11 protein-coding genes are annotated in these 12,818 nt (G+C 73.1%); 6 read left to right on the plus strand and 5 right to left on the minus strand.

Annotation, left to right across the window (positions count from 1 at the left end):
- The first annotated feature begins 8 nt into the window (after positions 1-8).
- The 3 genes from glyA to ACFVIU_RS01360 all read left to right on the plus strand — a co-directional run bounded on the left by glyA (position 9) and on the right by ACFVIU_RS01360 (position 4,632).
- Entirely contained in the window at positions 9-1,274 is a 1,266-nt protein-coding gene (gene glyA / locus ACFVIU_RS01350) for a serine hydroxymethyltransferase (protein ID WP_385839839.1), read from the plus strand.
- Positions 1,275-1,386: 112 nt separating this feature from the next.
- Positions 1,387-2,754, plus strand: a complete 1,368-nt coding sequence (locus ACFVIU_RS01355; RefSeq protein ID WP_385839840.1) for an L-serine ammonia-lyase — start codon at positions 1,387-1,389, stop codon at positions 2,752-2,754.
- A 27-nt stretch (positions 2,755-2,781) separates the two neighbouring features.
- Entirely contained in the window at positions 2,782-4,632 is a 1,851-nt protein-coding gene (locus tag ACFVIU_RS01360; RefSeq protein WP_385839841.1) for a hypothetical protein, read from the plus strand.
- A 9-nt stretch (positions 4,633-4,641) separates the two neighbouring features.
- Here ACFVIU_RS01360 and ACFVIU_RS01365 read toward each other — a convergent pair whose 3' ends face one another.
- Positions 4,642-7,053 (minus strand): tetratricopeptide repeat protein, encoded by a 2,412-nt coding sequence (locus tag ACFVIU_RS01365; RefSeq protein WP_385839842.1) that lies wholly within the window; start codon positions 7,051-7,053, stop codon positions 4,642-4,644.
- A gap of 174 nt (positions 7,054-7,227) precedes the next feature.
- On the opposite strand from ACFVIU_RS01365, the gene ACFVIU_RS01370 reads away from it, so the two are divergent.
- Positions 7,228-8,259, plus strand: coding sequence for a Ca2+-dependent phosphoinositide-specific phospholipase C (locus ACFVIU_RS01370; protein ID WP_385839843.1), 1,032 nt, complete (start codon positions 7,228-7,230; stop codon positions 8,257-8,259).
- A gap of 35 nt (positions 8,260-8,294) precedes the next feature.
- A complete protein-coding gene (locus ACFVIU_RS01375; protein WP_385839844.1) occupies positions 8,295-8,849 on the plus strand; it encodes a GH25 family lysozyme in 555 nt (184 codons plus the stop codon).
- Between the two features lie 38 nt (positions 8,850-8,887).
- On the opposite strand, the gene ACFVIU_RS01380 is transcribed toward ACFVIU_RS01375, so the two are convergent.
- Together ACFVIU_RS01380 and ACFVIU_RS01385 are read right to left on the minus strand one after the other, a co-directional pair.
- On the minus strand, positions 8,888-9,550 hold the full coding sequence (locus tag ACFVIU_RS01380) for an NADPH-dependent F420 reductase (protein ID WP_385839845.1): 663 nt from the start codon (positions 9,548-9,550) through the stop codon (positions 8,888-8,890).
- 192 nt (positions 9,551-9,742) lie between these two features.
- Positions 9,743-9,955, minus strand: a complete 213-nt coding sequence (locus ACFVIU_RS01385; protein WP_385840307.1) for an EF-hand domain-containing protein — start codon at positions 9,953-9,955, stop codon at positions 9,743-9,745.
- A 181-nt stretch (positions 9,956-10,136) separates the two neighbouring features.
- Between ACFVIU_RS01385 and ACFVIU_RS01390 the strand changes: the two genes are divergently transcribed.
- Complete coding sequence (locus ACFVIU_RS01390; protein WP_385839846.1) at positions 10,137-10,799, plus strand: GNAT family N-acetyltransferase; 663 nt, start codon at positions 10,137-10,139, stop codon at positions 10,797-10,799.
- Here ACFVIU_RS01390 and ACFVIU_RS01395 read toward each other — a convergent pair.
- A complete protein-coding gene (locus ACFVIU_RS01395; protein WP_385839847.1) occupies positions 10,778-11,962 on the minus strand; it encodes a hypothetical protein in 1,185 nt (394 codons plus the stop codon). The two genes, ACFVIU_RS01390 and ACFVIU_RS01395, sit on opposite strands and share 22 nt — an antisense overlap.
- Positions 11,962-12,759, minus strand: a complete 798-nt coding sequence (locus tag ACFVIU_RS01400) for a polysaccharide deacetylase family protein (protein WP_385839848.1) — start codon at positions 12,757-12,759, stop codon at positions 11,962-11,964. Before ACFVIU_RS01400 ends, ACFVIU_RS01395 begins: the two co-directional genes overlap by 1 nt.
- Positions 12,760-12,818 lie beyond the last annotated feature (59 nt).

Raw genomic sequence — 12,818 nt, forward strand, 5'->3', positions numbered from 1 at the left:
GTACCCCGATGACCGTCCTGAACACGTCCCTGCACGAGCTGGACCCGGAGATCGCCGCCGCGGTCGACGCCGAGCTGAGCCGCCAGCAGTCCACGCTGGAGATGATCGCCTCCGAGAACTTCGCGCCGCTCGCGGTGATGGAGGCGCAGGGCTCGGTGCTGACCAACAAGTACGCCGAGGGCTACCCGGGCCGGCGCTACTACGGCGGCTGCGAGCACGTCGACGTCGCCGAGCAGATCGCCATCGACCGGCTCAAGGAGCTGTTCGGCGCCGAGTACGCCAATGTGCAGCCCCACTCCGGCGCCTCCGCGAACCAGGCGGCCCTGTTCGCCCTCGCCCAGCCCGGGGACACCATCCTCGGCCTGGACCTGGCGCACGGCGGCCATCTGACCCACGGCATGCGGCTGAACTTCTCCGGCAAGCAGTTCAACGTGGTCGCCTACCACGTGGACGCCGAGACCGGCCTGGTCGACATGGCCGAGGTCGAGCGGCTCGCCAAGGAGCACCGCCCGAAGGTGATCATCGCGGGCTGGTCGGCGTACCCGCGCCGGCTGGACTTCGCCGAGTTCCGGCGGATCGCCGACGAGGTCGAGGCGTACCTGTGGGTCGACATGGCCCACTTCGCGGGCCTGGTCGCGGCCGGTCTGCACCCGAACCCGGTGGAGCACGCCGACGTCGTGACCTCGACCACCCACAAGACGCTGGGCGGCCCGCGCGGCGGCATCATCCTCGCGAAGAAGGAGTTCGCGAAGAAGCTGAACTCCTCCGTCTTCCCGGGCTTCCAGGGCGGTCCCCTGGAGCATGTGATCGCGGCGAAGGCGGTCTCCTTCAAGGTCGCCGCCTCGGCGGAGTTCAAGGAGCGCCAGCAGCGTACGGTGGAGGGTGCGCGCATCCTCGCCGAGCGCCTGACGGCCGCGGACGCCCGCGAGGCCGGGGTGAACGTCCTGTCGGGCGGCACGGACGTGCACCTGATCCTGGTCGACCTGCGCGAGTCCGAGCTGGACGGCCAGCAGGCCGAGGACCGGCTGCACGAGGTCGGCATCACGGTCAACCGCAACGCCGTCCCGAACGACCCGCGTCCCCCGATGGTCACGTCGGGTCTGCGGATCGGTACGCCGGCCCTGGCGACCCGCGGCTTCACGGCCGAGGACTTCGCCGAGGTCGCCGATGTGATCGCCGAGGCGCTGAAGCCGTCCTACGACGCCGAGGCCCTCAAGGCGCGCGTGAAGGCGCTCGCCGACAAGCACCCGCTGTACCCGGGTCTGAACAAGTAGCTCAGGCCCCCGCAGTACCCGGGTCCGGACCCACGGACCCGGCCAGGCAAGTCCCCGGTGGGGCACCCGGCGATCCCGGGGCCCCGCCACCCCTGCTTTTTGAGGAGTGACCGTGGCCATCTCGGTCTTCGACCTGTTCTCGATCGGCATCGGCCCGTCCAGCTCCCACACGGTCGGCCCGATGCGCGCGGCGCGGATGTTCGCCCGCCGGCTGCGCAACGAAGGGCTGCTGGAACAGACCGCGACCCTCCGGACGGAGCTGTACGGCTCCCTGGGCGCGACCGGGCACGGCCACGGCACCCCGAAGGCCGTCCTGCTCGGCCTGGCCGGCGACTCGCCGCGCACGGTGGACGTGGAGACGGCCGACGCGCGCGTGGACGCGATCAAGGCCGAGGGCCGGATCCGGCTCCTGGGCGAGCACGAGATCGCCTTCGACTTCGACCAGGACCTCGTGCTGCACCGGCGCAAGGCGCTGCCGTACCACGCCAACGGCATGACGCTGTGGGCGTACGACGCCTCCGGCGCGGAGCTGCTGACCAAGACGTACTACTCGGTCGGCGGCGGCTTCGTGGTCGACGAGGACGCGGTCGGCGCGGACCGGATCAAGCTGGACGACACGGTCCTGAAGTACCCCTTCCGCACGGGCGACGAGCTGCTCCGCCTCACCAAGGAGACCGGCCTGTCGATCTCCTCGCTGATGCTGGAGAACGAGCGGGCCTGGCGCACGGAGGAGGAGATCCGCGCGGGCCTGCTGGAGATCTGGCGGGTGATGCGCGCGTGCGTGCAGCGCGGCATGAGCCGCGAGGGCATCCTGCCCGGCGGGCTGAAGGTCCGCCGCCGCGCCGCCGTCTCGGCCCGCCAGCTGCGCGCCGAGGGCGACCCGCTGGCGCACGCGATGGAGTGGCTCACGCTCTACGCGATGGCCGTGAACGAGGAGAACGCGGCCGGCGGCCGGGTGGTCACCGCCCCCACCAACGGCGCGGCCGGGATCATCCCGGCGGTCCTGCACTACTACATGGACTTCGTGCCCGGCGCCGACGAGGACGGCGTGGTCCGCTTCCTGCTCGCCGCCGGCGCGATCGGCATGCTCTTCAAGGAGAACGCCTCCATCTCCGGCGCCGAGGTCGGCTGCCAGGGCGAGGTCGGCTCCGCCTGCTCCATGGCGGCCGGCGCGCTCGCCGAGGTGCTCGGCGGCTCCCCGGAGCAGGTGGAGAACGCGGCCGAGATCGGCATGGAACACAACCTGGGCCTGACCTGCGACCCGGTCGGCGGCCTGGTCCAGATCCCGTGCATCGAGCGCAACGGCATGGCCGCGGTGAAGGCGGTCACGGCCGCGAAGATGGCGATGCGCGGCGACGGCTCCCACAAGGTGTCCCTGGACAAGGTCATCAAGACCATGAAGGACACGGGCGCGGACATGTCGGTGAAGTACAAGGAGACGGCGCGCGGCGGGCTGGCGGTCAATATCATCGAGTGCTGAGACGACGGGGGTACCGGGACGGCGGGGGTGACCGGAGTGACGGGCGGGGCGGGATGGCTGCGGGTGCCCGTGGGCGCGGACGCCGAGCGCTGGGTCACCCGGGTCCGCTGCCGTCGGGTCCTGTTCGTCGTGCACAACGTGACGTCCGCGACGCGTCTGCTGGACGTCCTCCCGCTGTTCGACGGTGACCTCCGGGTGCAGATGTTCGCCACCTGCACCGGCTCCTCGCCGTTCCTGGCCGGGGTGCCCGAGCTGCTGGCCCGGGCGGGGCTCCCGGTCCTGCCCTGGGAGCAGGCCCTGGCCACCCGGTTCGACCTGGCGGTCTCCGCCAGCTACGGCGGTGAACTGGGCCTGATCCAGGGCAAGTTGGCGGTCCTGTCGCACGGGGTTGGCTACAATAAAAGGCTGGCGACACCGGACACCGGACACCGGACACCGGACACCGGACACCGGACACCGGACACCGGACACCGGCCGCAGGCGCCCGTGTTCGGCCTCTCGCCGGACTGGCTGCTTCACGACGGCCGGCCGCTCGCCTCGGCCACGGTCCTCTCCCACCCCGAACAGCTGGAGCGGCTGCGTGCCGCGTGTCCGCAGGCGGCGCCCACCGCGGTGCTCGCCGGGGACCCCTGCTACGACCGCATCCTCGCCGCACTCCCCCAGCGGGACCGGTTCCGCCGGGCGCTCGGGGTGGCGGAGGGCCGGCGGCTGATCGTCGTCAGCTCCACCTGGGCACCGCGCTCCCTCTTCGGCGGCCCCGCGACGGACGGCACCGGCACGCCGGGCGCGGATGATCTGCTGCCCTGGCTGCTGTCCCGGCTGGCGGCGGAGCTGCCCGCCGACGAGTACCGCACGACGGCCGTCCTGCATCCGAACATCTGGTACGGCCACGGCCCCGGACAGGTCCGCGCCTGGCTGGACACCGCACGGCGGGCCGGTCTGGACGCCGTCTCGCCGCTGGACGGCTGGCGCCAGGCGCTGATAGCCGCCGACTGCGTGCTGGGCGACCATTCGAGCGTCACCTACTACGCGGCGTCCATCGGCGTCCCGGTGCTGCTCGGGGCGTTCCCGCAGGCGGACCTCGACCCGGACTCCCCGGTGGCCGCGCTCGGTCGCACGGCTCCCCGGCTGGTGCGGCGGGGCAGTCTGCGCGACCAGATCGACCGGGCGATCGACACGCACGACCCCGGCCGGTACAAGGAGCTGGCGGAGCAGACCAGTTCCGCGCCGGGAGAGTCGGCCGCCCTGTTGCGCCGGATGTTCTACGACCTCATGGACCTCCCGGAACCCGAGGGACGCCCGGCCCTGCTGGAGCCGCTGCCGCTGCCGCCGTACACCCCCGGCCGGGTCACCGCACCGGTCCGGGTCCTGGCCCGGACGGCCGGCCCCGACACGCCGGAGGTGACGCTCGTCCGGTACCCGGTGGCCTACGACGGGCCCGGCCCGTCGGAGGCCGTCGCGGCGCGGTTCGACCTCACGCACACGGTGGTCGACGAGGAGACCCGGGAGCCCGGCCGGGTGGCGGTGGCCGATGTCGTGGTACGCCGCGCGGCCGCGGACGACCCGGTGCTCGGGCCGCCGGCCGCCTGGGTGGCGGAGGCGCTGGACCGCTACCCGTACTGCGGACTCGCGGCCTATGTCGACGGCCCCGACCGCTGCGTCGTGGGCACCCGTGCGGGCGAGCTGCTGCGGCTGTCCGCCGCCGCGGGCCCCGACGGGCGGCCCGACCTGTGCGATCCCGCCGTCTACGCCTCCGCCCTCCACACCTGGGTAACGAACGGCCGGCCGGTGGCGTCCGCCGCCCCCGGACTCACCGTGCGCACCGGCGACATGGCCCACCGCGTCACCGTCGAGCCGCTCCCCGCGGCCCGGCCCTGAACCGGCGCCTCACGCCTCCAGTTCCGCCAGTCGGGCCCGGACCCGCACGAGGCCGGCGTCGTCGCCGTGTTCCGCCAGGCAGGCCTCGGCGGTGCGCAGGTCCGCCGCCTCCTGGGCCGGGCGGCCCGCACGGCGGTGGCAGTCGGCCCTGGCCTCGACGGCACCGGCGAGTTGCAGGCCCGCACCCGCCTCGGTCATCCGCGTGACGGCTTCGTCCAGGCACACCCGGGCGAGGTCCGCGTCTCCCGCGTCCAGATGGGCCTCGCCCAGGCTCATATAGACCCGGCCCTCGTTGTAGGGGTCGCCGCCGGGCAGCTCGCGGAACCGGACGAGGGCGCCGTTGAGCCGGGCGACGGCGGCGGTGTGCTCCCCCTGCTTGCTCTGGGCGCGGCCGAGGTGGTGCTCCAGCAGGGCGGTGGCGCGGGGCACGTCCGCGTGGCCGTCCTCGCCCGGGCCGATCCGGGCCAGGATCCGCTGGGCCTCCTCGAAGCACCGCTGGGCCGCCGCCCACTGCCACTGCCTGAGCCGCAGCAGCCCGAGTGCCTCGACGGCGGTCGCCTCCCCGCGGTGGTGGCCGCAGGCCCGGTCCGCGGCCCGGGCTTCCTCGATGGCCCGCTCGGCGGCGTCGGCCTGGCCGGCGCCCATGTGGCCGAAGGCCAGTTGCACGGCCATCCGGCCCACGGCGCGCGGGTCGCCGAACTCGGCCGCGACGCGCCGGGCGGCCTCGAGGCCGAGCCGGTGGGTGTCGATCCACTGGGCGTGGAAGCCGAGCATGAGGTGCAGGCCCCACATGGCCTCGCACAGCTGCCAGACGAGGTCGTCGTGGCCGTTGCGTTCGGCGGCCCGGACGACGGCCGCGAGGTTCTCCCGCTCCCGGCGCAGTTCCGCGAGCGCGCGCCGGCCGTCCTGCCGGTCGCGTCCGGCCGGGAGGGCGAGGCCCTGGTAGGCGCGGCCGAGCCGCCACCGCCCCGGCAGCACCCGGAAGTCCGCGGCCGCGGCGAACCGCAGCTGCCCGACCGCCACCCGGCGGACCGCGGCGGCCATCCGGTCGGGGCCGTCCTCGGTGAGCGCGAGGTCACGGGCGTGGGCCCGGGTCAGATCGTGGAAGCGGTAGCGCTCCTCCTCGACCTCTTCCAGCAGATGCACCCGGGCCAGCTGCTCCAGCAGCGCCCGCGCCTCCTCCGCGCCGACGCCGGCGGCATCCGCGGCGCACCGCACGGTCACGGTCGGCCAGGCCCCGACCGCGATCGCGCGGTAGAGGGCGGCGCAGGCCGGGGTCAGTTCGGCGTAGGAGACGTCCTGGGCGTGCCGGACGGGGTCGGCCGGGGCATCGGGTCCGGGGGCGGGCATGGTGGCGCCTTCCTGGTCGTGGCCGTGGACGCGGTGGGCGAGCTGCTGGGCGACGCGTTCCCAGGTGAGGTGTTCCCGTACGGCCAGTCCGGCGCCGGTGGTGCACACGGCGAGGGGGATCCCGCCGGTGCCCTCGGCGACGGCCCGCACGATCGCGTCCGGCGCGGGCGGGCGGTCGCCTCCGACGACGCGTCTGATCAGCGTGACGGAGTCCTCGGTGGACAGCGGCCCCAGGGCGTACGGGCGGGCGCCGTGCGCGGACACCAGGCGGTCCGGGCGGTGCCGGCTCGTGACCAGGACGAGGCTGTGCGGTGAGGCGGGGAGCAGCGGCAGGACCTGGGCGTCGCCGTGGGCGTTGTCCAGGACGACGATCAGCCGCCGGCCGGCCGTGCGGTCGCGGTACAGGTCCGCCTGCCGGGCCGGGTCGCCGGGCACCAGGCCGGAGGGCACCCCGAGCCGCTCCAGGAACCGCGCCAGCACGTCGGAGGGGGGCAGGGCCGTACCGGCCGAGGCGCCGTTCAGGTCGGCGTACAGGCAGCCGTCGGGGAACCGGTCCGCCAGCCGGAAGGCGCACTGGACCGCGGCGGCGGTCTTGCCGATGCCGCCGGGGCCGGTGAGCACGGCGATCGCCGGTGCGCCCGGGCCGCGGTCCGCCTCGTCCAGCAGGGCGGTGAGCCAGTCGAGCACCTCGCGGCGGTCGGTGAACACCGACGTCGCCGGCGGCAGCATCTGCGGGCGGGCGGCGCCGTGCGGCACGGTGGACGCGGTGCCCGGCGCCAGCCACGCGGACTCACGGGCCCATCGCTCCACCTCGTGGGCGAACTCCGGGGAGGTGCGGGCGGCTTCCAGCAGCCGGGCGGCGGCCTCGTCGCGCTCCTGCTCGGTGCGGGGCAGCCGCGGGGAGCGGCCGGGGGCGCCGGCGTGCGCCGGACCGTCCTCGGCACGGGTCCGGCTCAGCAGTCCGTAGAGCCGTTCGGAAACCCGTCTGCCCGCCTCACCGCCGGCCCCGGACAGCGCGCTCGACGCGACCGTTCCGACAGCCGAGATCACCATCGACGTCAGCGGTTCCACCCAGCACTCCCCCCAACTCGCCGTCGCCGCAATCGTATCGAGGCGGCCGCGCCGCCGGGGTGCGGCCACGCGGCCGGCCCGCGCGGAGACCGATGTTCCCCCGGGGGCTACCGCCCGGTAACCGCCTGCCCCTACGCTGCCGCCAACTCGGCGTCGATGAGAGGAAGTTGGAGCATGCGCGCACGGAGACGGCTGGCGGCCCTGGCGGGGGCGGCGGCGCTGCTCGTCATGGGGCCCGGCAACGCCCACGCGGCGACGCCGACGTTCGCCGAGACGACGGCGATCGGTACGCACAACGCGTACGACAAGGCCAAGTACACCTACTTCGCCCAGGCGTTGGACTCGGGAGCCTCGCTGCTGGAGATCGACGTCTACGCGGACAGCGTGCACAAGCGCTGGCGGGTCAGCCACAGCAACCCGTGGGGCGACGACAACAACTGCGAGGCCGCGAGGACGCCCGGCGAGCTGTACAGCACCGACCGCAACCAGGACTTCGGCAGCTGCCTGGACAACATCGCGGCCTGGAACCAGCTGCACCCCGACCACCCGCCGATCGTCTTCAAGATCGAGATGAAGGCCGGCTTCAACAACACCATCGGGCTCGGTCCGGACGCGTTCGACACGCTGATCGCCCAGAAGCTCGGCAGCAGCGTCTACAAGCCGTCCGACCTGCTCGGCGGGAGGTACAGCACGCTGGACGCGGCCGCCCGGGCGAACGCCTGGCCCGCCCGCGACGCCCTCCGGGGCAAGTTCCTCTTCGAGGTCATCCCCGGCACCGTCGAGATGAACAACCCCTTCGACTCCTACTGGACCGACGAGGAGTACGGCGACCATCTGCGCGACCTGTACGCGGCCGGCCGGATCGGCGCGGCCGAGGCCTTCCCCGCGGTGCTCGGCGCGGCGAACGGCGACCCGCGCACCAGCCGTTACGACGCCTCCATCCGGCCCTGGTTCGTGTTCTTCGACGGTGACGCGGCCACCTATGTGAACAACGGCTACGACACCGCGTTCTACTCGGCGAACCACTACATCCTGATCATGACGGACGCCTCCGGCGTGTCCCCGGCGATCTCCTCCACCGACCCGACCGAGGCCGAGGTCGCCGCCCGGCTGGCCCTGCTCGCGCGGGACCACGCGAGTCTCATCACCGCCGACTGGTCGGCCGAACCGGCCGCGGTACTCGGTTCGGTGACCACCCGAAGCTGAGGTTCCGGAAGGTGGTCCAGGGGCACAAACCAGGCATGCTGCACGGCATCGACGTAAGCGCCTACCAGTCCTCCGCCTACGACACGGACGGCCTCTCCTTCGTCTTCATCAAGGCGACGGAGGGCCGTTCGTACGTCAACTCCCGGCTGACCGCCCAGACCAAGAGGGGCCGCGACGCCGGACTGGTCGTCGGGTTCTACCACTTCCTGTGGCCGGGCCATGTCGCCGACCAGGCCGAGTACTTCCTCCGGCACGCCCCCGACCGCCCCGGCGACCTGCTCGCCGTGGACTGGGAGGCCACGGGCGACGGCACCCACGCCAGCAACGCCGAGAAGGACGCCTTCATCCGGAAGGTGAAACAGCTGCGGCCGCACAACCGGGTCCTGCTCTACACCAACCGCGACTACTGGCTGACGGTCGACACCACCTCCTACGCGGGGGACGGTCTGTGGATCGCGGACTATGTGAGCGCGGGCCATCCCCGGATCAAGGCCCACTGGCGCTTCCACCAGTACACCAGCGAGCCCCACGACAAGAACGTGGCCGCCTTCGCCAGCAAGGCGGCGCTGAAGGAGTGGGCCACGCCCTGAGCGCCGGGCGGCCGGCCGTGCCGGAGGCCGCCCTTCGGTCAGCCGCGGAAGTCCGCGGGGCGCTCCGGGCTCGCGTCGGCGAGGGCCTTGCGCACCTCCGCCTCGCCCGCCCGCAGGCCGTAGACCGGGGTGCCGGGCTGCTGGCGCCAGGAGTCGTCGATGCCGCCCGCGTCGACCGTGTCGAAGCCGAGCTCGTCGATCAGCGCCCGCACCTTCGCCTTGGCCGCCTGGTCGTCACCGGCGACCGGGAGGGCGACGCGCTCGGGGTCGCCGGAGGGGCGGTGCCGGTCCAGGATGTCCTGGGCGTAGGTGCCGTTGAAGGCCTTGATCACGGGGTGGCCGAGGTGCTGCTCGGTCCAGCGGCTCTCGGTCAGGCCGTCGTCCTCGATGGCGGCGATCCGGCCGTCGCGCTGCTGCGGGTAGTAGTTGCCGGTGTCGATCACCGCGGCGCCCTCGGCCGCGCCGTCGAGCAGGCCGGCGGGCAGGCTGGGTACGGCCTTCAGCGGGACGGTGACGACCACCACCTCGGCGCCCTTGGCCGCCTCCGTGGCGTGGACGGCGCGCGCTCCGGTCTCCTCGGCCAGTTCCCGCAGTGTCTCCGGGCCGCGCGAGTTGGCCACGGAGACCTCGTGACCGAGGGCGGTGAGCCGCCGGGTGAGGTTGCCGCCGATGTTGCCCGCGCCGATGATGCCGATCTTCATGACAGACCCTCCGAGGTCATTTCATGCATGTGCATGCTTCCGTCATGCTCGACAACCGGTGGGGCCCCGGCACTATTCCGCCACTGCGGCGATCGGGTGAACAGTCCGCTCCCGGGACAGGCCGGCCGACGGCATGCCGAAGGGGCCCTCCCCTTGAGGGGGTGGGCCCCTTCGGCACGGTGGCTGTGCGTCCTACTTGTTCAGGTAGGCCCAGAACTCGTCGAACGACAGGACCTTGTCGCCGTTGAGGTCGCGCTGGTTGATGATGGCCTGCGCGACGGTCTCGGTGACGTTCCAGTCCCCCTCCGCCGCCAGCGCGTGCTTGAACTCGGCCGCGGTGATGAACCCGTCACCGTTCGCGTCGATCCGCTCGAACTGCTTGCGTGCTTCCTCGATGTCCGCCACCGATCCGCCCCTTTTGGTCGTGTTTCTCATGCCGTGCTGGCGTACTGACGCTGGTCAGATTAACGGCCCGGCCAGGCCTTCCGTGCCACGGCCACCCAGCGGCTCCTGCTCACCCTTGATCGTCTTCGCTCGTGGCTGCGAGTCTGGGCCTTCCAGCGGATGGCGACTCGAGGGGCGGGCGATGGAGACGTTGCGGGACATTCTGGCCGCGGCCGCGGACGGCTGCTTCCCTCCGGCGGACGGCCGTACCCGCATCGTGGCGCAGCCGTCGGAGCGGGACGCGGGGGTGGTGTCCTTCACGGCGCACTCGGTCGTGTTCACCGACGAGGACCCGGAGTGGGTGCGGGAGACGCTGCGGGCGGTGGCGGCGGAGTCCGACCCGCTGTCGGCGCCGCTGCACCCGCGCTTCCTGACCGCCCTCATGGACCGCACGGGCCGTACGACGGGGACCGTCGACGTCCTCTCGGTGGGATCACCGCTGCCCGGGACGCCGGCGCTGCCGCTGACCGAGGTCCGCGACCCGGATCACCCCCGCGCGGCACGGGCCCGCAGACACCGCGACGACGTGCGGGTGTGGACGGTGGACGGCGGGCTGCTGGTGCTGGGGCGCGGGGTGGCCGGGCGGATGGAGGTCGCCGTCGAGGTGACCGAGCACGCACAGCACCGGGGCCTGGGGCGGGCGCTGGTGCGGGCGGCCCGGCAGCTGACCGGGGAGCCGGTGTGGGGGCAGGTGGCGGCGGGGAACGCCCGCAGTCTGCGGGCGTTCCAGGCGGCCGGGTACCGTCCGGTCGGCTGCGAGGCGCTGCTCGGCCGGGCCGGCGGTCAGCGGAAGACGCCCGTGTGACCCAGGGAGTAGCGGCCCGGCTGGGGGTAGACGGCCAGGCCGTGCGGGCCGCTGCCGACCCTGATCCGGGCCAGCTGCTTCCCGGTGCGGGTGTCGATGGCGTACACCTCGGAGTTGTAGCGGCCGGAGAGCCAGAGAACCGTTCCGTCGGCGGAGACCCCGCCCATGTCGGGGCTGCCGCCGCCCGGCAGGTGCCACTTCTTGGTGAGGCGGTTGCGGGTGAAGTCGAAGACGGAGATGGTCCCCTCGCCGCGGTTGGAGATGTACATCTCGCGGGAGTCCCGGCTGACGTACAGCCCGTGGGCGCCCTTGCCGGTGTAGAGGAAGCGGGGCCGGGTGAACGTGTCCCCGTCCAGGATCCACAGGCCGTCGGCCTTCATGTCGGCGATGTAGAACAGCTTGCCGTCGGGCGAGACCTTGACGTCCTGCGGCATGGCCCCGGGGAACGGCACCTTCTCCTGCCCGACGACCTTCATCCCCGCGGTGTCCACCTTGAGGATCTCCCCGCTGAACTCGCAGGACACGATGAAGTAGCGGCCGTCGATGGAGAAGTCGGCGTGGTTGACGCCCCCGCAGGTCACCGGGACCGCCTTGACCACCTTCATGGTGTGGGCGTCACGGAAGACCAGCTGGCGGTCCTTGGAGGCCATGACGACGGCGTACTTGCCGTCGGGCGTGAAGTACAGGTTGTACGGGTCGTGCACGGCGACCGGCTTGCCGGCCCTGCCGGTCCTCGGGTCGATGGGGGTGAGGCTGTTGCCGAGGTCGTTGTTGACCCACAGGGTCTTCAGGTCCCAGGACGGCACCACGTGCTGGGGCTGGCGGCCCACCGGGATCGTCTCGAGGACCTTGTAGCTCTTGGGGTCGATGACGGTGACGGTGTCCGAGTTGGTGTTGGGGACGTACACCCGGGACGGGAAGTCCTTGACCACCGGGGAGAGCCGGTTCGGCCGGTCGGCGGCGTAGAGGTCGCCCGGGTCCTCGACGGGCGGCATCCCGGGCAACACGTTCACCAGCCGCTTGTCCACCTGCCGCTGGACGGGCGCCCTGGTGTTGACGGGCTGGTTCGCGTGGTGCGTTCCGCTGTCGCACGCGGACAGCAGGGTGAGGGCGGTCAGGGCGGCACCGGCGGCCAGCAGGGGGGCGGCTTTCGTGGTTCGCATCAGCTCAGCAGCTCCGTGGTGGTGACCGCGCGCAGTCCACGCCGGTCGAGTTCGTGCAGGAGGTCGGGCAGGGCGGTGGCCGTGTCCGGGTACCCGAAGTGCAGGCTCACCACCGATCCGCCGCGTACCTCGGCGAGCACCTTGCGGGTGATGGCGGCGGCGCCGGGGCGGGTGTAGTCGAGCGAGTCGACGTCGTAGGACAGCACGTGCGGATAGCCGGCGGCGCGGGCCAGCCGGGCGACCAGCGGGGAGGCGGTCGGCGAGCGGGAGGGCCGGAACCAGGTGCCGATGGAGCCGGTGAGCCGCTTCAGCCGGTCCGCGCAGTCGGTGATCTCCCTGCGGGCGTCGGCCTCGGCCATGGCGTTGACGGAGATGTGCCGCTGGGTGTGGTTGCCCAGGTCGTGGCCGCCGTCGAGGATCCGCCGGGCGATGCCCGGGTGTTCGTCCAGCCAGGTGCCGACGGCGAGCACGGTGAGCCGGGCACCGGCGCGCTCGGCCGCGCCGAGCAGGGTGTGGGCGATGTCGGGGTCGCCCTGGCCGTGGAAGGTGAGGGCGACCTGGGGCCGGGTGCGCGGGCCATGGGTGATCTGGACCGGCAGACCGGGGTAGGCGCGCGGGGCGGGAGCCGCCTGGGCGGTGGCGGACGCGGAGGGGGACACGGGGGTGGACGCGGAGGGGGAGGCGGGGGGCCGGCCGGCCGGGGCGGAGCCGCAACCGGCGGCGAGCGCGCCGCCGGCGACGAGCCCGGCACCCGCTCGCAGCACCTCGCGTCGGTTGGTGGTGGTCACCCGCACCATTTAAGGGGCGATAGGTAAGAAAATCGCCGATTGGACCGAATTGGGGATGTTGCCGGGTC

Source organism: Streptomyces sp. NPDC127190 (assembly GCF_042672505.1).
Taxonomy (GTDB): domain Bacteria; phylum Actinomycetota; class Actinomycetes; order Streptomycetales; family Streptomycetaceae; genus Streptomyces.